The organism is Rhodococcus koreensis, assembly GCF_900105905.1.
Lineage (GTDB): Bacteria > Actinomycetota > Actinomycetes > Mycobacteriales > Mycobacteriaceae > Rhodococcus_F > Rhodococcus_F koreensis.
The window spans coordinates 752002-773817 of sequence record NZ_FNSV01000005.1 but is presented as its reverse complement, the minus strand read 5'-3'; the positions used below and the strand labels follow the sequence as shown (position 1 = coordinate 773817).

At 67.8% G+C, this 21816-nt stretch carries 23 protein-coding genes and 3 pseudogenes; 13 read left to right on the top strand and 13 right to left on the bottom strand.

Features of this window, described 5'->3' with window-relative positions; all coding sequences use genetic code 11:
- Window positions 1–104: 104 nt before the first annotated feature.
- Window positions 105–968 carry a hypothetical protein gene (locus BLV94_RS08175; RefSeq protein WP_143051372.1) on the bottom strand — a complete coding sequence of 288 codons (864 nt, stop codon included), beginning with the start codon at window positions 966–968 and terminating at the stop codon, window positions 105–107.
- A 1603-nt stretch (window positions 969–2571) separates the two neighbouring features.
- Here BLV94_RS08175 and BLV94_RS49480 point away from each other — a divergent pair.
- Window positions 2572–2817 (top strand): hypothetical protein, encoded by a 246-nt coding sequence (locus BLV94_RS49480; RefSeq protein ID WP_167372150.1) that lies wholly within the window; start codon window positions 2572–2574, stop codon window positions 2815–2817.
- On the opposite strand, the pseudogene BLV94_RS50760 reads toward BLV94_RS49480, so the two are convergent.
- From BLV94_RS50760 to BLV94_RS08140, 5 genes and pseudogenes are all read right to left on the bottom strand, one after another.
- Window positions 2751–2900 (bottom strand): annotated as a pseudogene (locus BLV94_RS50760) (peptide transporter); the annotation flags it as partial. The gene BLV94_RS49480 and the pseudogene BLV94_RS50760 sit on opposite strands and share 67 nt — an antisense overlap.
- Before the next feature lie 535 nt (window positions 2901–3435).
- A complete protein-coding gene (locus BLV94_RS08155) occupies window positions 3436–3993 on the bottom strand; it encodes an STAS domain-containing protein (RefSeq protein ID WP_072951157.1) in 558 nt (185 codons plus the stop codon).
- A gap of 324 nt (window positions 3994–4317) precedes the next feature.
- On the bottom strand, window positions 4318–4542 hold the full coding sequence (locus BLV94_RS49475; protein ID WP_072951135.1) for a hypothetical protein: 225 nt from the start codon (window positions 4540–4542) through the stop codon (window positions 4318–4320).
- A gap of 390 nt (window positions 4543–4932) precedes the next feature.
- A pseudogene (locus BLV94_RS50750) lies at window positions 4933–5282 on the bottom strand (malic enzyme-like NAD(P)-binding protein); the annotation flags it as partial.
- 382 nt (window positions 5283–5664) lie between these two features.
- Window positions 5665–6291: a carbonic anhydrase gene (locus BLV94_RS08140; RefSeq protein WP_072951134.1), complete on the bottom strand. Its 627-nt coding sequence runs from the start codon at window positions 6289–6291 to the stop codon at window positions 5665–5667.
- Window positions 6292–6420: 129 nt separating this feature from the next.
- Between BLV94_RS08140 and BLV94_RS51760 the strand changes: the two genes are divergently transcribed.
- Window positions 6421–6588, top strand: a complete 168-nt coding sequence (locus BLV94_RS51760) for a group II intron maturase-specific domain-containing protein (protein WP_083395523.1) — start codon at window positions 6421–6423, stop codon at window positions 6586–6588.
- A gap of 322 nt (window positions 6589–6910) precedes the next feature.
- Here the strand turns inward: BLV94_RS51760 and BLV94_RS08130 are convergent, their stop codons facing one another.
- The gene (locus tag BLV94_RS08130) at window positions 6911–8308 is read right to left on the bottom strand and encodes an NAD-dependent malic enzyme (protein WP_072951132.1); all 1398 of its coding nucleotides are present in this window, start codon (window positions 8306–8308) and stop codon (window positions 6911–6913) included.
- A gap of 629 nt (window positions 8309–8937) precedes the next feature.
- On the opposite strand from BLV94_RS08130, the gene BLV94_RS08125 reads away from it, so the two are divergent.
- The 3 genes from BLV94_RS08125 to BLV94_RS08115 all read left to right on the top strand — a co-directional run bounded on the left by BLV94_RS08125 (window position 8938) and on the right by BLV94_RS08115 (window position 12288).
- Window positions 8938–9303, top strand: coding sequence for an ArsR/SmtB family transcription factor (locus BLV94_RS08125; protein ID WP_005263702.1), 366 nt, complete (start codon window positions 8938–8940; stop codon window positions 9301–9303).
- Between the two features lie 130 nt (window positions 9304–9433).
- The gene (locus BLV94_RS08120; protein WP_072951131.1) at window positions 9434–10315 is read left to right on the top strand and encodes a hypothetical protein; all 882 of its coding nucleotides are present in this window, start codon (window positions 9434–9436) and stop codon (window positions 10313–10315) included.
- A gap of 59 nt (window positions 10316–10374) precedes the next feature.
- Window positions 10375–12288, top strand: a complete 1914-nt coding sequence (locus BLV94_RS08115; RefSeq protein WP_072951129.1) for a phosphoenolpyruvate carboxykinase (GTP) — start codon at window positions 10375–10377, stop codon at window positions 12286–12288.
- A 43-nt stretch (window positions 12289–12331) separates the two neighbouring features.
- Here the strand turns inward: BLV94_RS08115 and BLV94_RS08110 are convergent, their stop codons facing one another.
- A complete protein-coding gene (locus BLV94_RS08110) occupies window positions 12332–12511 on the bottom strand; it encodes a hypothetical protein (protein WP_072951128.1) in 180 nt (59 codons plus the stop codon).
- Window positions 12512–12596: 85 nt separating this feature from the next.
- Here BLV94_RS08110 and BLV94_RS08105 point away from each other — a divergent pair, with 85 nt between their 5' ends.
- The 4 genes from BLV94_RS08105 (at window position 12597) to BLV94_RS08090 (ending at window position 15642) form a co-directional block, all read left to right on the top strand.
- Window positions 12597–14336, top strand: a complete 1740-nt coding sequence (locus tag BLV94_RS08105; protein WP_074933689.1) for a SulP family inorganic anion transporter — start codon at window positions 12597–12599, stop codon at window positions 14334–14336.
- Window positions 14333–14758 carry a DUF5313 family protein gene (locus BLV94_RS08100; protein WP_072951532.1) on the top strand — a complete coding sequence of 142 codons (426 nt, stop codon included), beginning with the start codon at window positions 14333–14335 and terminating at the stop codon, window positions 14756–14758. The genes BLV94_RS08105 and BLV94_RS08100 overlap by 4 nt, the downstream gene beginning before the upstream one ends.
- Window positions 14759–15022: 264 nt before the next feature.
- Window positions 15023–15211, top strand: a complete 189-nt coding sequence (locus tag BLV94_RS08095) for a hypothetical protein (protein ID WP_072951530.1) — start codon at window positions 15023–15025, stop codon at window positions 15209–15211.
- A 173-nt stretch (window positions 15212–15384) separates the two neighbouring features.
- A complete protein-coding gene (locus BLV94_RS08090) occupies window positions 15385–15642 on the top strand; it encodes a hypothetical protein (RefSeq protein WP_072951528.1) in 258 nt (85 codons plus the stop codon).
- Window positions 15643–15788: 146 nt separating this feature from the next.
- On the opposite strand, the gene BLV94_RS08085 is transcribed toward BLV94_RS08090, so the two are convergent.
- Window positions 15789–16343 (bottom strand): universal stress protein, encoded by a 555-nt coding sequence (locus BLV94_RS08085; RefSeq protein ID WP_072951525.1) that lies wholly within the window; start codon window positions 16341–16343, stop codon window positions 15789–15791.
- 613 nt (window positions 16344–16956) lie between these two features.
- Here BLV94_RS08085 and BLV94_RS52065 point away from each other — a divergent pair.
- From BLV94_RS52065 to BLV94_RS50740, 3 genes and pseudogenes are all read left to right on the top strand, one after another.
- The gene (locus tag BLV94_RS52065) at window positions 16957–17451 is read left to right on the top strand and encodes a hypothetical protein (protein ID WP_167372149.1); all 495 of its coding nucleotides are present in this window, start codon (window positions 16957–16959) and stop codon (window positions 17449–17451) included.
- 110 nt (window positions 17452–17561) lie between these two features.
- A pseudogene (locus BLV94_RS52060) lies at window positions 17562–17714 on the top strand (transposase); the annotation flags it as partial.
- Window positions 17715–17745: 31 nt separating this feature from the next.
- Window positions 17746–17919: a hypothetical protein gene (locus tag BLV94_RS50740; protein ID WP_244163557.1), complete on the top strand. Its 174-nt coding sequence runs from the start codon at window positions 17746–17748 to the stop codon at window positions 17917–17919.
- A gap of 185 nt (window positions 17920–18104) precedes the next feature.
- On the opposite strand, the gene BLV94_RS49470 is transcribed toward BLV94_RS50740, so the two are convergent.
- From BLV94_RS49470 to BLV94_RS08060, 4 genes are all read right to left on the bottom strand, one after another.
- The gene (locus tag BLV94_RS49470; protein ID WP_167372148.1) at window positions 18105–18272 is read right to left on the bottom strand and encodes a hypothetical protein; all 168 of its coding nucleotides are present in this window, start codon (window positions 18270–18272) and stop codon (window positions 18105–18107) included.
- 69 nt (window positions 18273–18341) lie between these two features.
- The gene (locus BLV94_RS08070; RefSeq protein WP_072951520.1) at window positions 18342–18704 is read right to left on the bottom strand and encodes a hypothetical protein; all 363 of its coding nucleotides are present in this window, start codon (window positions 18702–18704) and stop codon (window positions 18342–18344) included.
- A gap of 573 nt (window positions 18705–19277) precedes the next feature.
- A complete protein-coding gene (locus BLV94_RS08065) occupies window positions 19278–20027 on the bottom strand; it encodes a cysteine--tRNA ligase (RefSeq protein WP_072951518.1) in 750 nt (249 codons plus the stop codon).
- A gap of 386 nt (window positions 20028–20413) precedes the next feature.
- On the bottom strand, window positions 20414–20818 hold the full coding sequence (locus BLV94_RS08060; protein ID WP_072951536.1) for a DUF5319 family protein: 405 nt from the start codon (window positions 20816–20818) through the stop codon (window positions 20414–20416).
- A gap of 329 nt (window positions 20819–21147) precedes the next feature.
- Between BLV94_RS08060 and BLV94_RS08055 the strand changes: the two genes are divergently transcribed.
- The gene (locus BLV94_RS08055) at window positions 21148–21450 is read left to right on the top strand and encodes a DUF4193 domain-containing protein (RefSeq protein ID WP_072951515.1); all 303 of its coding nucleotides are present in this window, start codon (window positions 21148–21150) and stop codon (window positions 21448–21450) included.
- The last annotated feature ends 366 nt before the right edge of the window (window positions 21451–21816 follow it).

Genomic DNA, 21816 nt, shown 5'->3' with positions numbered 1-21816 from the left:
GCGACGATAGGCACCGCGCCCATCGGATGGGTCATGGACGCGGCGGTGCCGGCAAAGGGACTTTTCTGGAGTACGACGGGTGCCGATGGCAGAGTGCTACGGGGTTAGTCGTTGCCGTACTCGGGCTCTAAGTAGTCGGATTCGTCGTCTTCGATCTCGAACTCCAGAGGCATGTTCGCGTGTTCTACCAGAGATTTGTCCGAGAGAACCAAGCCGCAGTCACCGCAGGCGAATCCGTCGGTCGCAACCTCTCGAATGAAGCCAACGTAATCTCCGGACGGGGTTGTCGAACCTATGTAGTCCGAGTCGAGTGTCTGATCCCCGTAGATCCATCCCTGTCCCCCGCATGCGGGACACCGGTGGCTTTCCGCGTAGGAGGCCATCACGCGGGTTCTGGTTCCGATGTCTGCTCGCTCGCGCTCGGTGACCTCACCTCGTTGCAGTCGCTCGTGACGTTCTTTGGCGACCTTGATGAGGGTCGTCAAGCGTTGTTGGGTGTGTTCGTTCGCTCGTGCGAGCACCGATTCAATTTCCTCGCGGCGATCGACGCCCACGTACTCTTCGAGATGCCGCTCCTGCGACGCCAGCAAGAGACTCACGAGTGGCCAGAACCGATCCCACCACGTGTCGTCTACACGGATCGCCGACGCGGAGTGGACATAGGCGTTGCGATCCCGCGCTACCAGGCCGGCGCGCCCGGCATCGAATCCTTGCACCACTCTGGCGCACCGGGAATACACCGTTGTCGCCGCGATCGATACGAAGTCACCCGACGACCGAATCGCGCCGGCCGCGGCGAGAAGAGAGTCCCCTCCTCGGTCTCGGTCGTTGTTACGGATGTCGGCGATCAACGTGGGGTGGATCTTCGCAAGCGTGGCCTTCCCCAACAGTTCGAGGGCAGAGGAAGCCCAGAATCCTTGCTCGTCGGGACCGAGCTCGGGATCCAACGCCTTGTTGATGAAGTTCACCGACTTCACCCAGAGTGCGCGGTACTCAAACGGTGCAATCACCGGGTCTCCTGACTGACGAGGACTCTACGGAGCACTCTGTGCGGCGCATCGGATGCGCCTGCTCGACCATGGAGAACGTGGTGATTGTCGAGGATCAATAGTTTCCCCGGATCACCCCAACGATGGACGTAGTCGGGTTCGGTCCCGCGAACTAACCGACACACCCGGCGTGCACGGGCGTCGGCAGGTGTCATGCATCCTGGGTCGAATCGCACGTAGTGCCCTGAGTAGGCCGACGCGTAAAAGAGGTTTTGGGCGCCACCATCGACCAGGAAGATTCCGTTACTCCAATCTGCACGCTCGGATCGACCGGTGAACAGAGGGTTTGCCCTTGCTACGAACGTTTCCGAGACGTCGTCGGTGACCTCACTCCCTGATTCCAGGACGACGTACTTGGGAGGCTCCGGCAAGTGGGCGCCGTCGGTGTGCAGCGGGAGAGCTTTCGACCCGTGGATCTTGCTCAATGAACGCGGCGCAGCCGATTCGGATCCGGTCGGTCGCAGCTCACTGATTACGTTGTCGGTAGTCCGGGCCTTGGTCGTCGAGTAATGCTCCGACTGGTCGACGAACCCGCACATTCCCTCGATAGTCCCCGCTATAACTGCCCAACCTGCTCTGGCGGCCTCTTCGAGCCCCCGCTCATAAATGCTCTTTGTCGCTGCATCGCGTATCGGTGAGTCGGACAAGCGCGATATCCCCTTCTTCTTCTACGGGCGTTCCGCCCGGGTTCGTTGCCTTAATCACCCGCGGTCGTGATCCGAAGATCGACCATTCCGAGCGGATGCGCCCGGGCGAGGAGTCAGTTTCGCAGGGACAGGGGAGCTGCTCGGCTGCGGCGCCTCCCGCGGGTTACCGGGGGCGTCCAATGCCACCAGTCGACGTGCGTCATACGCGGCCGCGAGCGCCGGATCAACGCTCCCCGCGGCTTCAGCCGCCGCCTCCGGCTGAGTGCGTTCGGCGCGGCCGTTCTTGGCGGAGGGCATGTCACGGCGGGCGACGTTCCACTCCGCGACCGCCTCGGATGCGGTGGGGGAGCCCTTCCCATTCCTTCCGCAGGCGGGGCAGCGACAAGTCCTTTGCGAGATGGCCGCCGCCGCTTCGCACCGTGCTCCTTCGACGGGCGCACCGCGACCTTGTCGCCGCCGACGACGTCGTTGCGGCCGGATGCCAGGGATGGACGCACAATCAACCCCTGCCCCCGCAGACGTCGCACGAACTCAGCTTCCGTTTTCGATGCGACCGCGCACGCCCGCACCCGGCGCGCGGGGAGTTCTCGGTCCAACTCGGTTGCACCTTCGCGGGCGGCGCGGTGCAACTCGGCGCGGTGGTAGCCACGCTCACCGGTCTCGGCGTTGCGAGGCTCGAGCACTTTCAACGCGTGCTTATGTTCGAGCATATTCACAGTCTCGCTGGCACGCCTCCAGTCGCGGTAGAGGTCGACCTTCATGCCATCCTCGCGCACCGCGGAGGCGGCGATGTGGTTGCGGTCATTTCCATTCGCGGACAGGCCGTGGCGAACCGCGAACCGCGACCCAGGGGCGGGGAGCGGCCGGAGGTTTCGGTGAAGCCCATCTCGTCCATGAACTCCCGCGCGATCGCGCCCCGGTCGGCTTCCGGTTGGGTCATCGCAGACCTCGGCGCCGCCCGGCACTGGTACGAACGCGCCGCCGACGCCGGCCACACCGACGCCATGAACAATCTCGGCATCCTGCTCGCCACCCAGCTCGAGCCGCCCGAGCTCCCGTTGATGACGACCCACCGTGCCAGCCTGATCTTGGTTTCGTCGTCCGGGTACAGCCGCAGGTAGGCGTCCCGGGTGACCACCAAGGCAGGCTGCAGCTGGGTATCGGTGATCGAGACCAGATCGGCCAGGTCACCGAGGTCGTCCCGGGTCCGGTAATCCGAGATCCGTGACTGCCGAAGCGAGGCCACGATTCCCCAAGATCGGCGCCCGATCGTCACCGCAGTCGCCACGCGGACGGAACGGTACACAGGACGGTTCGCCGTGATTCGGGTCGTTCGACATGTCAGACCCGGTTCCGGGCCTGTCAGGTGGCCAGCCAGAGGCGCCGCCGCGTAACGGCCCTTCATCCGCTCAACCACGTCGGGGCGCAGGGGAGTGGGCGGGGAATTCTCCAGATATTCGGTCAGCTGCCGGAAGAAGGCCGCGGCGTCCATGCCGAAATCGGCCATGATCGTCTCAGCGGGGCCGCCGCCATGGGCGCACCACCGCACTTCGAACGCCACCATCCGATTCACCTGAGTGGTTCCCACGGGTATCGCTGTTTCTGCGTCGGCCGTGCCGCGTCCGCATCCATGGTCCCGACCTCGCGGCCGTGGTCGCCGCGGTCCATGCGATCGAGGTGCTGCTTGATCCACGTGGTCGACCACGCGGACCGAGGGGGTGAGCAAGGAGCCTGGTTGGTCATCGGGCGATGCCTTTCCGGTCGAGGCCCGCGCTGGAGGGGAGGGCGGTGAGGGAGCAGAGCGGTGAACGCGGTCGGTCGAGGATCGGAAACGTCGGTGCACGTTCTGCCGTGGTAGCAGGGTGTGCGAGTGCGGCGTGGAATGCTTCGGCGACGGTGTCGAAGCAGCGCACCGCTGCGCCGATTCCGATCCGGTCCAGGGTCGAGTGCAGGCCGGCCGGGGAGGCGACGGTCAGGCGGCATCGCTGCTCGGACAACCGGGTGGCGGCGCCGTCGAGTGCGGCCAGTCCGGCGCATCCGATGAACGGAACGTGCAGGAGGTCGACGACCACGCTGCGACCGGTGAGCACCGCCTCGGCGAGGCAGGCGTTCAGTATCGGGGCGGTGACGACGTCGATATCGCCGCGCACCCGGATCACCCCGGGGCCGCCGGTGGGTTCGTCGATGTCGATGCGAAATCCGGGTTCACCGGGATCGGCGTTGTCCCACCGGTCGGTTTCGGACAACGAGGACTGCACCAGTTCGGGAGAATCGAAGATGGAGCGAAAATAGGCCATGGGTGGCTCCCGGAGTGTGACCGGCTGCGGAACCGCACCGAACCCTGCAACGAGGGTCTTCGACACATGGGCCGACGATCCCGAACCGGTGGCGGGCAGTGTCTACCAGGCTGTGGTCTCAACCTCAGATCAGAAGATAACGCGCCGTCCCGCAGAAGAAACCCTGCACACGTGAGGGTTCTTACCGTCCCGTGCACGATGTCAAGGGGCGCGTGCAGGTTGAGTAGCCAGACGTGGGTGGACAGGGCGGCGACGCACGCGCACCAGGCGGGATCGGCGGCCAGCGCCATGCCGGCGGGCGATGTGTGTCGATGGTGGGGCGGATCAGGTCGGCGCTGCTGCCGTGCGATCAGACACCCGGGCGGCGACCGTACCGGACAGACACATCAGCAGCGCGGTGCGCATGTGGCGGTCCAGACCGTCCGCAGAGACGATTCGGGTGAGCGCGGCCCGCAATCCGGCCAGATCACCGTCGGCGAGCAACCGACTCAACTGGTCGGCCAGACGCCGGATCCGCCGACGGGGCCACTCCAGCGAGAAGGAAGGCATGAGACCGGGCCGACCGGGTTCGGGGCCGGCCCGGTTCCGGTTCCTGGACGCCGCCGGGACCGCGCCCGTTGGGCATTGAAAATCGGTGGGCAAGAGTGTCATACGGATCAAATTGACATGATATAAGTTGCCGCAATCCGAATAGCGTTGCGCAACAACCATTCGCGAAGTCCGGTGCCGGCCCACCTCGCCCGTTCGAGATGCCTGGGTTTCTGAGGTCGAGCCTCGGACCGGAGCTGCTCGGCGGTCTGATCGCCGTCGCGATCGGGCTGGTCCCGTATCAGCGTGTGGTCGGCGGGATGCCGATCTCCCACGCCCGGCCTTTCTGCTCGGTTGCCCCTCGCGGTCATCACCGGGGGAATCATCGTGTTCGAGCGATGGATTGGTCGCGATATACGTGGTATTGAGTTCGGACGGCGACACCGACTCGGCGATCACGCCGGCCGCGGCGATCAGCATCTGATCCGTGATGCCGACTGCGTGCGCGTCGAGCAGTCCACGAAACACCCCGGGGAAATGCGAGCACGTTGTTGATCGGGTTGGGAAAATCCGACCGTTCGGTGGCCACCACTGTGGCGTGCTCGTCGGCCGCGACCGGGGTCGACCTCGGGGACCGGGTTGGCGAGCGCCAACACGATGGAATCGTCGGCGGTGTCGTCGGGCGACAGGATCCCCTTCCGCCCGCACGCGATGGGGGTCCCGCCCTGGGCGACGAGCAACCTGATGACGACGTGCCCGGCGCCGTTCCGCCGTCACCGGCCCTCCGGTGGGGCTTTCGGTCCGATTCCCAGCTCCACGACCGTCCCCGGGGGTCACCGGGATTCGGTGACCCGAGGATCGCCCGAAAGAACGGGTACGCCAGGGCCAGCACAGCATGAGCAGACAGCGATTTTCATCGCGTATTCGGCTTGTCCGAGAGGAGATTCCTGCGCGAAGGGAAGGCAACCCCCTCCGCACCCCGCTTCCGATTCAGAGTGAACAACCCGGAAACACCGCAAACCTTCCCGGACCGTCGACGCAGCTCCGGCCTATCCGGTGCTCGGTCCGGGAACGACCAACGCGGGCGTCGAGCAGCACATCGAGCCCAGCAGCCCAGCGACTCAGCGGGTTCGGCGTGTCACGTCAGTCGCGGAGCTCGCCGATGTCTCCGACCCCTCCCTGCAGGTGCATCCGGCCGTCGGACAGTTTGTAGGTGACGCCGGCGATAGCGCAGGCACCACTTCCGACGCGATCGGCGATGATGCGCGAACGCTCCATCAGGAGAGCCCCGGTCTCCACGACGTGGCGGCCTTCGAGTTCGTCGACGGTGGTGAGGCCCTCTTTGCGACCCACCATGATCGACGGCGCCACCCGTTCGACGATGCTGCGGATGAAGCCGTCCGGGACCTTGCCCTTGTCCAGCGCGTCCAGCGTGGACTTCACGGCGCCGCAACCGTCATGACCCAGCACGACGATCAAGGGCGCGTCGAGGATCTGCACCGCGTATTCAATGGAACCGAGCACGGCGTCGTCGAGGACGTGGCCGGCCGTTCGGACGACGAACATGTCACCGAGTCCCTGGTCGAAGATGATCTCCGCGGCGACACGTGAGTCTCCGCATCCGAACACCACCGCGGTGGGGTGCTGCTCGGCGTCGAGCCGCGCGCGGTCGGCGATTCCCTGACCGGGGTGGATCGAGACTCCGCTGACGAAGCGCTCGTTACCCTGGCGGAGGGTTTTCCACGCGGCAACCGGGTTGGAGTGGGGCATGCGGTTATTGTTCACCCGGCCTGTTGCGGCTGCTCGGCGGGAACATTACGGCGACGGAAACTCCGGTTCGCGCCTCGGCGACGGGACGTGTGAGGAGGAAGTGGCGGGCGACGCCTCGGTACTGATCAGCTGGTAGGGGTCTCCACGCATCGAAGGCATAGAGGTCAGCAAGGGGCGCACTGGAAGAGGATCAGTGCGCACGTGCGGTCCTGGCGGCTGCACTGGCCCACCGGCCACACCTTCGCCGGTCTCGCCGGGCGCATCAACCCGATCGTGCGGGGGTGGATGCAGTACTGATGGATGCAGTATTACGGTGCGTACTACTTGCGGACCGGACCGAGTACGCACTCTCAGATGTCCGCGCAGGGAATGCCACCGACGACGGGACGCAGCCCTGCCGGACGCTCCCGGCAGGTATCGGTGGAGTTGTCGGCTCGATCGGTTGGTCCCGGCAGACTGCTGAAGGCTCATTTCGAGAGCCGGAGACCGCCACCTGCGCCTATGTCGACATCGATCGCCGTTCGTGACTCTATGCACGGGTTAATGCTGTGGCGCCGTGGTTCTGCGTGGCGGCGCGGGCCTGTTGGCCACCTTCGAGTACCTGCAGGAGCGACTGGGCTCAGTTCTGCGGCTGCCGCCCTCGGTCGGCCACTTGACGCACCGCCGCCGCGACCGCCGGCGCGACACCCGCGTCGAACACGCTCGGCACGATGTAGGTGGCATTGAGCTCGGACTGCGACACCCTGTCGGCGATCGCGCGGGCCGCGGCGATCAACATCTCGTCGGTGATGTCGACCGCATGCGCGTCGAGCAGACCACGGAAGACCCCCGGGAAGGCGAGGACGTTGTTGATCTGGTTGGGGAAATCCGACCGACCGGTGGCCACCACGGCGGCATGTTCGCCGGCGGCGACCGGATCGACCTCCGGGACTGGATTGGCCAGCGCGAACACGATCGACTCGTCGGCCATCGCCGCGATGTCGTCGCCCGTGACAATGTTCGGCGCCGAGACCCCGATGAACACGTCCGCCCCGACCAACGCGTCCCGCAGTGATCCCGTCCGAGCCTCGGGATTGGTGTGCTCGGCGATCCAGGTACGAAACTCGTCGGCGGTGTCGTCGGGTGAAAGAATCCCCTTCCGCCCGCAGCCGATGACGTTCGTCGCACCTTGGGCGACGAGCAACCGGATGACGGCGTGCCCGGCGGCGCCGACGCCGGACACCACGATCCGGGCCCTAGCGAGTGTCTTGCCGACCACGCGCAGCGCGTTGGTCAGGGCGGCCAGGACCACGATCGCGGTGCCGTGCTGGTCGTCGTGGAACACCGGAATGTCGAGGATTCCGCGGAGCCGAGCCTCGATCTCGAAACACCTTGGGGCGGAGATGTCTTCGAGGTTGATGCCGCCGTACACCGGCGCCAGTGCCCGGACGATCTCGACGATCGCATCCGGGTCCTGGGTGTCCAGGCACACCGGCCAGGCGTCGACGCCGCCGAATTGTTTGAACAGTGCCGCCTTGCCCTCCATCACCGGGATCGACGCCGCGGCACCGATGTTGCCCAATCCCAGGACTGCGGACCCGTCGGTGACCACGGCGACGGTGTTGCGTTTGATCGTCAGGCGGCGCACGTCCTCGGGGTGTTCGGCGATGGCGGTGCACACCCGGGCGACGCCGGGGGTGTAGGCGCGGGAGAGGTCGTCGCGGTGTGTGAGCGGAACCGTGGGGACCACCTCGAGCTTGCCGCCCAGATGCAGAAGGAAGGTGCGGTCGCTGACCTTGCCGACGATCACCCCCGGCACCTCGGCGATCGCGGTCGCGATCTGGTCGGCGTGCGCGACGTCCGAGGCGTCGCAGGTGAGGTCGATGACCATGTGGTCGGGGTGGCTCTCGGCCACGTCGAGTGCCGTCATCGCGCCCTTCACCGACGCGATGGCGGCCGCCAACGTGGACGTGGTGCCGGCGCCGACCGGTGCGTGGACGCGGACGGTGATCGAATAGCCGGGGCTGGGACTGGGCATGGGAATCTCCTGGACTACCGCGTGACGACGAGCAGGTGCCGGTAGGTCACCGGGCTGCCCGAACGGCAGGCACACCGGCCGCACCGCACCATCTTCAGTCTGCGCGGCGTGCTCCGACCCGGACAAGAGGGTCCGGGCACGTCCCTGACGCCGTGGTGCTGATCGGCGCGGCGGGGGATTCCGCTCGTTACGTCGGTGCGGGGACGGCTCTGTGTGGCGGGTGCGGTGGTGGCAACTCCCACCGGGCTCGGAAGGCCTTGTGCGTGGGCGCTCGGTCGTCAAGCCCGGCGACACGATGCCCGCCGCGCCTTCACCGACCCGTCGGTTACCGGTAGCGGAGACTGTATGGGGGCGAGGCGGCCTCCGTTGACCGGGACGATCGACGCCGCCGAGGGGATCTTTCGCACCATCCTCTCCACCGGCGCGGGTGCGCCCGGCGCGAAGCGACACTCACCACGAGCCGATTCGGGCGGCTGCTCTGCAGCACGAACACTAGCAAATTGCTAAGATTCGCAAGTAACACAACCTGCCGGAGTTGCGGGTTGCAGGCGGGGCAGCAGGCCCGGCGCCGCGGCGGGCGCGACACGTATCTCGCCGGCGCTGGCTCGACCCGGACGACAGGAGGAGCCATGACCGCGAACTCGCGCCAACCGCTGTATCAGATGAAGGCGGACTTCTTCAAAACGTTGGGGCACCCGGCGCGCATCCGGGTCCTCGAGCTGCTCAGCGAACGCGAACACGCCGTGTCCGAGATGCTGCCCGAGGTGGGCATCGAGCCGGCGAACCTGTCGCAGCAGCTGTCGATCCTGCGCCGGGCCGGCCTGGTCACCGCCCGCCGCGAGGGCCTATCGGTGTCCTACGCGCTGACCTCCCCCCGCATCGCCGAGCTGCTGCGGGTCGCGCGGGGGATCTTGACCGGGGTGGTCGCCGGGCAGGCCGAGGTACTCGAGGACGTGTCCGAACCTCCTGCCTTGGTGGGTGAAACCGGGGGCTGACGGGGGCCCACCAAGGCAGGAATCCCTCCATTGCCTTAGTTGGTTGCGAATTTTCTTAAGTGCGTACATCGTGCGAATACGGGTGGCATGGGACGCCCTCGATCGGGAAAGAGAAAAGGAGAAGTGGGCGGTGACGAACAATCACGACGGTGGTGCCAGCGGTCTGCCCGACGACCCCGGCATGGCGTTGACCGGAATCAGCGTTGGCGTCGTCGCGGTGTCCACCACCGGCTCGCGCACGGCCGGGTCGGCGCGGACCCGGTCGCCGTGGGTCGCGATGGAGGATTATGCGGCTCTCATCCGAGAGCGGACACCGATGCGCCCGCTCTGCGTTCCGGTGACCACGGGCGACCCGCACGTGCTGACCGAGCGCATCCGGGGGCTCCCGGGTGGGGTGTCGGCGGTGTTCGTGGTCGGGTTGGGGCCGGTGGACTCCGCGGCGGTGGCGCGTGAGGTGATCGAGCGCGGCGGGCCCGTGGTCCTCACCGAACTGGACGTGCTGACGGCGGCGGTGGCGGCCGCGACGATCACCACCCTGCGCCGCCGCAGCGTCCCGCCACGCGCCGGCCGGGTCGTGATCACCGGCGCGTCGTGGGCGCCGTTGCTGGCGCCGGTGTTGATCGCCTCCGGGGTCGGGGATCTGAGCAGCTGGCACGAGCGCGATGCCGAGGCGTTCCCGCTGCGCCGGTTGATGGACCACAACGATGTCCTGGTCGATCTCGCCGGCTGCGCCCCCGATGGTGCGGCAGTCGGTCGCACGGTGACGGCCCCCGCCGACGCCTTCACCTATGGCACGCTGGCGCTGCCCGGGCTGCTCGCCGCGCTGTGTGGGCACGGCGTGCGGACCGTGACGGTCGAGGTGGTGGCCGCGTGCGTGCGGGCGCTGGCACTGATCACCCCCGCCGACCAGATGCTGCCGTCCGCCGGTGACCGGCGGCTGGTGCCCGCGGTCGCCCGCCACGTGAGCCGGGCCCTCGGCCATCCCGTCCCGTATCGCGATCCACAGCGGTGATCGACCGCACCGCGCCGCACGCAGCACATTCTGTCGAATAGTTTTGAAGGAGAACACCCGTGAGCACCCTCACCGCCCCCGGCCCCGCCGGGGGTACTGCCCCGACCGCGCATCCCGCCGTCGTGTCCTGGGTGGGCGAGGTCGCCGCCCTCACGGCACCGGGCGAGGTGGTGTGGTGCGATGGCAGCGCCGGCGAGTGGGACCGGCTGACCACCCACTTGGTGGACAAGGGCACCTTCGTGCGACTGGGGCGCAAACCGAACTCCTTCTGGTGCGCCTCCGACCCGGAGGACGTGGCCCGGGTCGAGGACCGCACCTTCCTCTGCTCCCGGTTCCAGGCGGACGCGGGTCCGACGAACAATTGGATGGACCCGGTCGACATGAAGACGGTGATGACCGAGCACTACCGCGGCGCGATGGCCGGGCGCACGATGTACGTCATCGCGTTCTGCATGGGGCCCCTCGATGCGGCCGAGCCGAAGTTCGGGGTCCAGATCACCGATTCGGAGTACGTGGCGGTGTCGATGCAGATCATGACCCGCTCCGGCACCCCGGTCTGGGACAGGCTCACCGCGGGCACCGACTTCGTCCGATGCCTGCACTCGGTCGGCGCCCCGCTGTCCCCGGGTCAGGTGGACGTGCCGTGGCCGTGCGACCACACCAAATACATTTCCCACTTCCCGGAGGAGCGCACCATCTGGAGTTACGGCTCCGGCTACGGCGGCAACGCCCTGCTCGGCAAGAAGTGCTACGCGCTGCGGATCGCGTCGAAGATGGCCAGGGACGAGGGCTGGCTGGCCGAGCACATGCTCATCCTCAAACTCACCTCACCCGAGCAGACGGTGCGCTATGTCGCGGCGGCGTTCCCGTCGGCCTGCGGCAAGACCAACCTGGCGATGCTCGACCCCACCCTGGGCGGGTGGACCGCCGAAACCATCGGCGACGACATAGCCTGGCTCCGGTTCGGTGACGACGGCCGGCTCTACGCGGTCAACCCGGAGACCGGGTTCTTCGGCGTCGCCCCCGGCACCGGCGTCCACACCAACCCGCACGCCATGGCCACCATCGCGCGGGGTAACTCGATCTTCACCAACGTCGCCCTCACCGACGACGGTGACATCTGGTGGGAAGGGATGACCGACACGCCGCCGCCGCACCTGACGGACTGGAAACGACGGGACTGGACCCCGGCCTCCGGAGAGGCTGCGGCGCACCCGAACTCCCGGTACTGCACCCCGATCGGACAGTGCCCGACCGTCGCCCCCGAATGGGACGATCGGGCCGGGGTGCCGATCTCGGCGATCTTCTTCGGCGGCCGCCGCGCCACCACCATCCCGCTGGTCACCGAATCATTGAGTTGGCGGCATGGGGTGTTCCTGGCCGCGACCCTGTCCTCGGAGACCACCGCCGCCGCCACCGGGCGGGTCGGTGTGGTGCGCCGCGACCCGATGGCGATGCTGCCGTTCCTCGGCTACCACGTCGGGGACTACTTTCAGCACTGGCTCGACATCGGCGAGACGACCAGCCCGGAGCTGTTGCCGAAGATCTTCTACGTCAACTGGTTCCGTCGCGGCGATGACGACGAGTTCCTCTGGCCCGGCTTCGGGGAGAACTCCCGGGTCCTCGAGTGGGCGTTGCGGCGGATCGAGGGCACCGCCGAAGCCGAGGCGACCCCGCTCGGCAACGTGCCCACCCCGGGCGACCTCGACCTGACGGGCCTGAAGTTCGACCACATCAAGATCGCCGCCGCGCTGCGGGTGGACCCCACCGAATGGGTCACCGAACTTCGGCTGATCGACGAGTGGTTCGCCAGCATCGGCGGCAACAGGCTGCCCGACGTCCTGCGCGAGGAACTCGCCGCCCTGCGGCAGCGGCTCGCCGCGGCCGCGTCCCGCCACGCCGCCACCACCGATCCCCGACGCGACCTAGCGCCCGGGGGCGGGGAATCCCGGTGGTCGCAGCCCTGCTTCTGACAGCGTCCACCGGTGCGCGCCCCGGCCGTCGGGCGCGCGGGGGTCAGCCCGAATGCCGTTCGGGCGCAAACCATTGTCCGGTGCCGGCGACGAGCAGGCCGCAGCGCTCACATCCCGGGCAGCGGTCCTCGCCGGCCCGCAGCGCCGACACCCGGCACCACCGTCCGCAGTCGGTGCAGTGCAGAATCCGCCCCCGCAGGGCGGTGATCGGGGTTACCCGCATCACAGAACTTTCCATGATGGTTACTTGCTAACATTAGCAATTATAGAGGATATGGCCCGCTGGCCGTCACTACCGAGGAACGTCGATGACCGAACCATCCACCCCCATCGGCCCGGCCGACGCGACCGGAAGCACCCTGGTGCGGGTGGCGCGGTCGGTGGCCGCGCTGCTGCCGCGCTGGGGTGAGTGGAAACCCGCGGCCGGTGCCCCAGCCGCGGACCTGCTGGCGGGGTTGATCGTCGCGCTGGTGGCGCTGCCGCTGGCGTTGGGGTTCGGCATCAGTTCCGGCCTCGGCGCCGCCGCCGGACTGACCACCGCCGTCATCGCCGGGGCGGTGGCGGCCGTGTTCGGCGGGTCCCGCTTCCAGGTGTCGGGCCCGACCGGGGCGATGACCGTCGTACTGGTGCCGATCGTCGGCCAGTACGGGCCGATCGGGGTGCTCGCGGTCGGGCTGATCGCCGGAATGGTGCTGGTCGTCCTGGCGTTCGCCGGGGTGGGCCGGGCCGTGCGGTACATGCCGGCCCCGGTGATCGAGGGCTTCACCGCCGGGATCGCCGTCGTCATCGCGTTGCAGCAGTTTCCCGCCGCGCTGGGCATCACCGGCGCCGCCGGGGAGAAGGTGTGGCAGAGCGCCGCCGACGCCGTCCGCCAGTTCGCCCAGGACCCCTCCCTGCTGACCCCGGCGACCGCACTGTCGGTGGCCGCGGTCATCCTCGTCGGCGGCCGCTACCTCCCCCGCGTCCCGTTCTCCCTGATCGCGGTCGCGGCCGCCACCCTGATCGCGCAGCTCTTTCACCTCGACATCGCCCGGATCGGCACCATTCCGGCCGGGTTCGCCGCGCCCACCGTGAGTTTCCTGCACCTCGGTGAGCTGACCTCGCTGATCGCCCCCGCCCTCGCGGTCGCCGCGCTGGCGGCGCTCGAGTCCCTGCTGTCGGCGACCGCCGCCGACTCGATGTCCGTGGGAACCCGCCACAACCCGGACCGGGAACTGTTCGGGCAGGGGCTGGCGAACATCGCCGCCCCGCTGTTCGGCGGGGTGCCGGCCACCGGGGCGATCGCCCGCACCGCCGTCAACGTCCGCTCCGGTGCCCGCACCCGGCTCGCCGCCCTCACCCACGCGCTCCTCCTCGCGGCGATCGTGTATTCGGCGGCCGGGCTCGTCGCGCAGATCCCGCTCGCCGCCCTGGCGGGGGTGCTGCTGGCGACCACGGTGCGGATGGTCGAGACCGCGTCGATCCTGGCCATCACCCGAGCCACCCGCGCCGATGCGGTCGTGATGGTGGCCACCTTCCTGGTCACCGTCGTCTTCGACCTGGTCACCGCGGTCGCCGTGGGAGTCGGGTTCGCCGCCGTCCTCGCGCTCCGCGCGGTCGCGAAATCCGCCCGCATCGAACAGGTCCCGCTCGAAACCGACGACCACCTGGTCGAGGAACACGACCTGCTCCGCGAGCACATCGTCGCGTACCGGATCGACGGCGCCCTGTTCTTCGCCGCCGCGCACCGGTTCCTGCTCGAACTCGCCGACGTCTCCGACGTGAAGGTGGTGATCCTGCGGATGTCGCGGATCACCGCGATCGACGCCACCGGCGGGATCGTCCTCAAGGACGTCATCACCAAACTCGAGCACCGGCACATCACCGTGCTGATCTCCGGAGCCAAACCCGAACACCTCCGCCCCCTCGCCGCGCTCGGGGTGTTCACCACCACCGACAGCGAAGACCGGCGCCTCTTCGACACCACCCCGCGCGCCATCGCCTACGCCCGCATGCTCGTCCGACCCGAACACCACTACACCTCCACCACGAACGAGGACCGATCATGACCGAGAACCCCGCCGACAACACGACCCCCACCTCCGAACCCACCCCAACACCCGAACCCACCGCGGGCCAACGCCTCGGCTACCTGCTGGGCCGCACCCTGCCCGCCGAGCTGCACCCGTGGGTTGTTGCGGACACCACCGGCCCCGGAGCCACCCGCCGCTACGCCACCCGCTGCCTCATCCCGCTGATTCCGATCCTGGTCGGGCTCCTGCTCATTCCCGGCCCCTGGATCATCCGCATCGGGATGGTGCTGCTGCTGTTCCTGCCGTTCGTGTACTTCCTTCTCGCCCTGAAGAACATCTACCTCCGCCACCGGTTGGTCAGCCACGGCCTCGACCCCCGCCTCCTCAACCTCCACAAGCAACGCCGACTCGACCAGGAACAGGCCTCCTACGAATCCCGCTACCGCTCCGCCCCCTGATCCCGCAAGACCCCCGGGGTGCACCCCGGGGGTCTTGCGGGCACCCTGTTCACTACCAACCGATTAATTGCTAATCTTCGTAAGTAGAAAAAATGGAATGGACGGTGAACTGGGGTGGGCATGCGCCTCCCGGATCGAGCGAACCGGGAACCGGAGTTCGGCGACACTGCTCAAGCTGGGCCGGCGCGCATCTGGTGGTGGCGCACCCCATATCCATCCGGCAGTGCGCCTGGTCACCGGCCACGCCCGCGAGGAAGGATCGGCATGCCACATTTCCGATACGTCGGCACCCACGAGAGAATCCATCTCGGCGACGCGACCCGCATGGTCAACTACGGCGACATCGTCGCGGCGCGAACCAATCCCGATCCGCGCTACTTCGAACTGGTGGAACCGGACCAGATCACGAAACCACTGAGCCGCCGATCAGTGGGAGCGCCGGACCGCGAGTAAATCCGCACCCGTGAAGCCCGGGCCGACCGCGGTCCACCACCTCCCTCGCAGTCCCGCGCCCGACCCCCGTTCTCCCGGCGTCGCCGACGCGGCGACGCCGGAACCACCACCACCCATGCTCGCCGAGATCGCCGACCGAAACCAGCCACCGACCCAACAGAAGCCAGGACCCGATGAAGACCCGCACCATCCACGCCACCGACCTGCAGTGGCAATCACTCTCACTCTGGATTCTCGAGTGGGAAGGCGTCGACAACCCCGAACCGACCCTGAGCGAGTGGAGCACCGAACTCGCCGCCGCGGCCACCGGGATCGACCGCCGCATCAGCTGGAACCCCACCCAGAACACCGTGACCGCCCGCGAGGACGTCGACCTGCCCCAGATCGAACACACCCTCCGCGGCGCGGTCCGCCGCCTCGCCCGCGGCTGACCACTCCCCGGACAGCGAGATCCCATGCCGGTCTCCGGACGCGCGTGAAGGCCGGAACCCGCCTGTGCCGGTGGCCGGTGCGGGTGCCCGGACCCTGCGCCGGGCACCGCGGAACCTCCCCACTGGCCGCCCGGCCGTCGGTGGCGTCAGTTCGCGTCCTGCCGTGGCTTGCGCTGTGCCGGTGCGTGTTCGGGGACGAGGACAACAGGGCGGCGGCCGTGGTGGATCAGGTGCGAGGACACCGATTCGCCCACCGCCCGCTCGAGGACGGACACCAGCCCACCCCGCGAGCGCCCGATGATGATCATCAGGGCGTCATTCGCGTCGGCGATCGACGCCAACAGGTGCGCCGGGTTGCCCTGATGGGAGTAGTAGGTCCAATTCCCCGGGAGCGAACCCAGCATGGTGCACGCCTCCGTCCGTTCCCGCTCGACCGTCTCGACGATGCGCCGTTCCCAATCGTCCCGGTCCGGTTCAACCGGAAAATCGTCGAGGTCCACGACGTGGACGACATGCAGATACGCACGGAGCGGCACCGCGAGGCCCATGGCGAAGGACAGCGCCTGATGGCTGGCGGGATACCGGTCGAACCCCACCACCAAATGACACGCCGGCTCGGTCGCGGCCGCGGGTCCGTCCACACGCACCGGTTTCCGCCAGTCCCGCACACCTTCCCGGGCAGTGGGCTTCTTCTTGATCATCTGCTCCTCCTCACCACCTATGGCCACGGGAGGCCGGCCCCTCCCGGCGCCGATGGTCACCGCCGCGACACCCACGCTCCGAAGGTGGTGTACCCACACCAGCACCCGACACCCACGACCAGCCGGATCTCCCGCGGAACGCCGTGAACAAACCCAACCCGATCCCGAAATGCGAGGCGCCGCACAGGCCACCGGCACCGGGAAAGGAACAGTCAGCCGCGCAGCGAGGCGGTGCAGACACCCGAGGCGGGTGTTCCGGCGGAGATCCAGTGCCACGCCCGCCGACGCTTCCCGTCGCGATCTGCGATCGGGCCCACCGGGCTGAAGAAATACCCGGCCGCACCGGACACGAGGGCCCCGTCCGGTCCTGGCTGGACCAGCACATGTGGGTGTGGTGATCGTGAGTTCGGCGACTGGCTTGCCGGGGTGGCCTTATCCTCTGTTTCACCACCCCGGGGTGAGTTGATTGTTGTACTGGTCGGGCCCGTCGCACGGGGGAGACCGTCATGACCACGACAGCCCCGGATTCGGCGCTCTCTCCGGCCGAGTGCATCCGCTTGCTGCGGTCGGTTCCGGTGGGGCTGATGGTCTTCACCGAGAACGCGCTGCCCGCATGGTCGCGGCGGACCGGGCCATCTCCACCGTCGATGTCGAGACCCGGCACACCCGTAAGTCCAAGTCGAACCGCAGGGACGGCTTCCGCGGCCACGTGGCCGCCGAACCGGAGACCGGACTGATCACCGACTGCGAGCTCACCAAGGCGTCCGGAGAGGCCGGCAGCGACCCGGTGGTCGGCGAGCAGATGATCTCCCGCGACCGCTACCACCGTGTCGATGTCGATGTCGATGTCGATGTCGATGCCGTGTCCTGGCCCCAGTCTGCTGACGAGGAGAAGGTTTCCGCTGAGCCGGTGACCGATTCCGACGCGGCTCCGACCGCCGCGGACAGCGAAACCGCCACCGCCGATGCCGATGCCGATGCCGCGGACAATCCGCAGCCCGACGCCGCCGACGAGCAGCAGGGCCGGGGCCTGCAGGTGTACGGCGATTCCTCCTACGGTACCGGGGAGCCCGTGCCGTCTACCGGGCCGCCGGGCACGACACGGTGATCAAGCCCAAACCGCTGCGCCCGGCCGTGGACGGCGGATTCACCCTCGACGACTTCACGGTCGACGAGGCCGGTGGCACCGTCACCTGCCCCGCCGGGCACAGCAGGCCGATGAGCCCAAAGCGGACGGTGACCTTCGGCCGGGTATGCGCCGGTTGCCCGCTCCGATCCCGGTGCACCACAGCGCAAGACGGCCGTTCGATGACCATCCACCCGCACGAGGAGTTGCTGCGGGCCGCCCGCGCCCGGGCCCGCACCCCGCAGTTCAAGCAGGACTATCCCACCCGCTCGACCGTTGAGCGGATCATCGCCTGGGCCGCGACCGAAGAACGGCCATCGTCTCAAGCTCCGATACCTCGGCGTCCGCAAGAACGACGCCTGGCTCCGGACCCGATGTGCATCGATGAACCTGCGCACCCTCGTCAACAGCGGCCTCACCCGTGAGAACGGGGTGTGGGCCCTGGCCTGACCGGCCGGCGCCCCACCGCCCAGCCCTTGCCAATGTCGATGCTCGCCAACCACACTGGAATCGGTGGGAAGAACGACCACGTTGTCGACCGCACAGGTCTGACTATGCCGCACAGACGGCCTTGTCGGCGTTCTTCCCGCCCCACTGCAAGCCTTGTTCAGTGGCCTCCTAGCGTCTAGCCCGGTTCAGCCCGCCAGCGGCCTGAATTCGTGGAGGCTCAGCAGCTGCTGCACATACTGCCGTTCGGCCAGCGCGGTCATGGCGTCGAGTTTGGCCAACTCTCCGGGGCTGGCCGTGGCGATGTCGAGTTTCATCAACTCGGCGACCCACTCCCGGATCTCTTGATGGATCACACCCGGTCACCACCTCTGCACTGTGGGTTGCCCCACCCGGGCCGACGTTGCTCTTGATCTGATTTGACGTCAGCGCCGGATCTCGAGCTTGTCGAGCCTGACGTCGACGCCGGCTTTGCGTGCCTCGGTGATCCTATCGATCAGTGCGTAGGCGAAGCGGTAGTAGTCGCTCTGCGAGGTGGGACTGTCGGGATGCGCAGTGTCGGCGGCGAGGAACGTGCTCAGGTTTGCATGCGCGAGGTTCACGGCCTTGATGGCTGCGTCGTGCAGTTCGACGGTCGCAACCGAGGCGCATCGCTCTGTCAGTCGGCTCTCCTCCCGGAAAAGTGCGGCGCGGAGTGCGGGGGTGACGCGCTCGATGACACTGTCAGGTGGCGGGGCTACGCAGTTCACGCCGTCGCGGATCGCGTGGTCATCGTGCTGTGTGCTCATGGCCTTGATTCTCCTCCGGGCGTCCAGAGCGGGGAATCACCGCTAATGCAAACATGCAAGTCGAAGCATGCTAAATATCAGCGCTGACCTGCTGTTTACCGTCCCGTCGGTGGGGTTCGAACCTTTGGTGCGGAGTCACCGGAGCCCGCAGATCGGCCCGGGCCAGCCGACCCTGCGGCGGCCAGGATCCTGCCACCCCCGAGGAGCCCGCACACACCAGAGCGCCGATCTCGCGGATCCCGACCACCCCGGCGAGGTGATAAGTCGCTCCCATCGCCGACGATACTGCCAATCAACCGTTCGGCAGACATCGCTCGCGCGCACACTGATTGGAAGGCCGTTCCGCGATGGGGTTACTCCCTTACGGGGTTCCGTCAGCGCAGAGCGGCAGCACCGCAATCAGCCTGCTGAGGCTGACCGACGATGGCCGCGTTGGTGTGAGCCTCTGACGAAGCCGGTCTCGGTGATATCCCGAGCCGCATGCAGGTGTACCCGTTTCCGGGTGCCAGCTCCGCGGCGCGGGACACGGGACTGTGTTGCCCGCCGGCGCACGGCGGCTCGGGACGGTGAATCTCACGAGTGCGGGCCGCCGAGGTGGCGGGGTAGATCGAAGGCGAGCACCCGGTCGAGGTGGACAAAGATTTCGAATTTGGCGCCCGGGGCGATCGCGGCGTCGGACTCGACGTGGTGCATCAGGTCGAGGACCGCCGGCACGTCGAGGTTTCGGTCGAAGGCACGATACGCGGCCTCGAGGATGTCTGCGGGCATCGGGACGGAGATGTGTGTGCTCCAGTCGGCGACGCGCTGCCGCCATCGATGCAACAGCCCCGCCGCGTCGGCGATCCGTTCCATTGTCAGCGGCGCTTGCTGCCGGTACGGCGTCGAGAGCAGCACACAACGCAGCGTCAGCGGGTCATGACCGGCGTGGATCAGATCGGCGAGCTGCTCGGACCCGGCCGCGGCACCGACGGTCAGAGCAGACTCGGCAGTGTCGTCCTCGGCGACGGTCACCATGAGCCCGACCGAGGTGCCGACTGCGGCTGCGGCGGCGTCGGCGGAATCGTAGATTCCCGCCGGCGGGCGGATCATCCACGCGTCGAGATCGCCTGGTATCACGGGTGAACCGGGTCGGGGGGCGAGGAGGGTGAGTGCGACCTGTGAGCGGTGCACATCCTCGAGGACCCGTCGGGTCAGGTCGGCGACAAGGAGTGTGCGGACCGCCCCGGCTGTCGCGGCGCGGTCCGAGACGGGCGCGCGTACACACAGGTGGACGACGCTGCCCGGCGTACCGAGTGTGGCGTTGGCTCCGGAGAGGATCAGCATCTTCTCAGTCTCGTCCCTGGCCGCCTCGCCCGGGACAGCCCCGCCCGCATTCGGGACGGGGCCGGTGCCAGACCGTCCCGTGGCCAATCGTCGTCGCTCAGCCCGTGAGACCCCCACGGCCCGTGTTGCGATTGCCGCCGGTGAGCGTGGGACCGGCCGGTGCGAGCGGGACGGCATCGCGGGAGATCGCGTCCAGGGCCCACGCGCAGAATGGGAAGCTCGATGCGACGGAAGTGCGGGGAGGCGCGGGATCGGGCGGAGGGAAGTGCTGATTCCGCCGCGCCGGTCGTGCGGAGCTCGGTGCACCGGGCCATCTGGTGTCTCGTGTGCGCTGCGGGATTTCCGCCCCGTATGCGACATGTCCGGCCGTTGTGGCGGCTGGGCCCTCAGGCGTCGAAGGTGGCGCCGTGCGCGGCGTCGTTCACCTGGGCATCGGCGTACCCGCCGCAGTAGTCCCAGGTGGCGTACGCCTCGGGGGTCGGGGCATAGGCCGGCTCGTGCGGGCGGACGGGGCCGCCGGCCAGAAGCTCGAGGAGGTCGGCGCGGAGCATGTCCCAATCCTGGTAGTGATCGTGCTGACAGTCCTCGCAGTATTCGACGAGACCGCGGATCCCCCGATGTGCCAGCAGCGCCTCGTACACGACGAGGTCGGCCAGATCTTCCTCCACTGCGAGCCGCTCCTGGGGATCGAGTGGCTGGCCCGGCTCAATGGCGTCGAGGGCTGCTGCCGGGTCGGCGGGGTCACCGGCGAACGGGTCCAGCGGGAGGCCGGGAGGCAGTCGATCGTGCACGGCACCACAGTACGTGTTGAGATGCGGCGAAGATTGACCGGAGATGGATCGGTGATCTGGCCCGCCGATCAGGTCGTGTGCTCTGTGTCCGACGTACTCGATGTATTCGGTGCCGCCGATCGTGTGGCCGTGCCACCCGCCGTCGTGGTGGTAGCCGCCGTATCCGTATCCGTGCCCGGCATCGCAGCGGGGGAGGCCGACGGTGCCGGGGCGATCGACAGTGCGAATGACGCACCGGGTGGGCACGATACGGCCCGCCCGGACGTTGTCTATACAGCACCCCGAAGGTGGGTGGGAATCCGGTGCCGACCCGAACTCAGGGAGAAGTCATGGCCACCGACTACGACGCACCCCGGCGAACTCGTCCGGAGGAACTGGACGACGAATCGCTCGACGAACTGCAGACCCGGCGGGGTGATCCCCGCTCCGGGGTGGTCGACGTCGACGAACCGGACGTCGTCGAGTCGTTCGAGCTGCCCGGCGCGGATCTGTCCGGGGAGGAACTGAGTGTGCGGGTGATCCCGAAGCGGGCCGACGAATTCACCTGTACCCGGTGTTTCCTGGTCCAGCATCGCAGCCGGCTCGTCGACACCAGCGGCGGGCAGATGATCTGCCGCGACTGCGCCGGCTGACCCGAGGCCGGGCGAAGAGACTGCTCCGCCCCGCAGATGGGAAGAACATCTTGCGTCGCCGGCTTCGTGAAGGCCCGACCTCACTGAAACGAATAAGCAGCATTCGAACAATGGATCTCCACCAGCAAAATTTGGATTCGTGCTCCGGGTGCTGCTACGCAACGAAATCTTGCCGCGCGACGACCGACAACGCGTTGTGCGCCCGCACCGCGTCGGCAATCGACTTCGGCCCCGGCCTCCGATCGCACGATGAGGTTGCCTCGCAGCGTGCGTGGCCTGTTGGACATGCGACCGGGTGGCGCGGACATCGGCCTCTCCGGTATATCTCAAAAACAGGGTATTCGGTTTTGTTATCTGAAACGAGGC

Excerpts from the sequence above, each read along its gene's own strand:
- BLV94_RS08155 (WP_072951157.1), bottom strand. The coding sequence starts at position 3,993 with ATGGCCTATTTTCGCTCCATCTTCGATTCTCCCGAACTGGTGCAGTCC.
- BLV94_RS49475 (WP_072951135.1), bottom strand. The coding sequence starts at position 4,542 with ATGCCTTCCTTCTCGCTGGAGTGGCCCCGTCGGCGGATCCGGCGTCTG.
- BLV94_RS08140 (WP_072951134.1), bottom strand. The coding sequence starts at position 6,291 with ATGCCCCACTCCAACCCGGTTGCCGCGTGGAAAACCCTCCGCCAGGGT.
- BLV94_RS08130 (WP_072951132.1), bottom strand. The coding sequence starts at position 8,308 with ATGCCCAGTCCCAGCCCCGGCTATTCGATCACCGTCCGCGTCCACGCA.
- BLV94_RS08125 (WP_005263702.1), top strand. The coding sequence starts at position 8,938 with ATGACCGCGAACTCGCGCCAACCGCTGTATCAGATGAAGGCGGACTTC.
- BLV94_RS08110 (WP_072951128.1), bottom strand. The coding sequence starts at position 12,511 with ATGCGGGTAACCCCGATCACCGCCCTGCGGGGGCGGATTCTGCACTGC.
- BLV94_RS08105 (WP_074933689.1), top strand. The coding sequence starts at position 12,597 with ATGACCGAACCATCCACCCCCATCGGCCCGGCCGACGCGACCGGAAGC.
- BLV94_RS08100 (WP_072951532.1), top strand. The coding sequence starts at position 14,333 with ATGACCGAGAACCCCGCCGACAACACGACCCCCACCTCCGAACCCACC.
- BLV94_RS08095 (WP_072951530.1), top strand. The coding sequence starts at position 15,023 with ATGCCACATTTCCGATACGTCGGCACCCACGAGAGAATCCATCTCGGC.
- BLV94_RS08090 (WP_072951528.1), top strand. The coding sequence starts at position 15,385 with ATGAAGACCCGCACCATCCACGCCACCGACCTGCAGTGGCAATCACTC.
- BLV94_RS08085 (WP_072951525.1), bottom strand. The coding sequence starts at position 16,343 with ATGATCAAGAAGAAGCCCACTGCCCGGGAAGGTGTGCGGGACTGGCGG.
- BLV94_RS52065 (WP_167372149.1), top strand. The coding sequence starts at position 16,957 with ATGGTCGCGGCGGACCGGGCCATCTCCACCGTCGATGTCGAGACCCGG.
- BLV94_RS08070 (WP_072951520.1), bottom strand. The coding sequence starts at position 18,704 with ATGAGCACACAGCACGATGACCACGCGATCCGCGACGGCGTGAACTGC.
- BLV94_RS08065 (WP_072951518.1), bottom strand. The coding sequence starts at position 20,027 with ATGCTGATCCTCTCCGGAGCCAACGCCACACTCGGTACGCCGGGCAGC.
- BLV94_RS08055 (WP_072951515.1), top strand. The coding sequence starts at position 21,148 with ATGGCCACCGACTACGACGCACCCCGGCGAACTCGTCCGGAGGAACTG.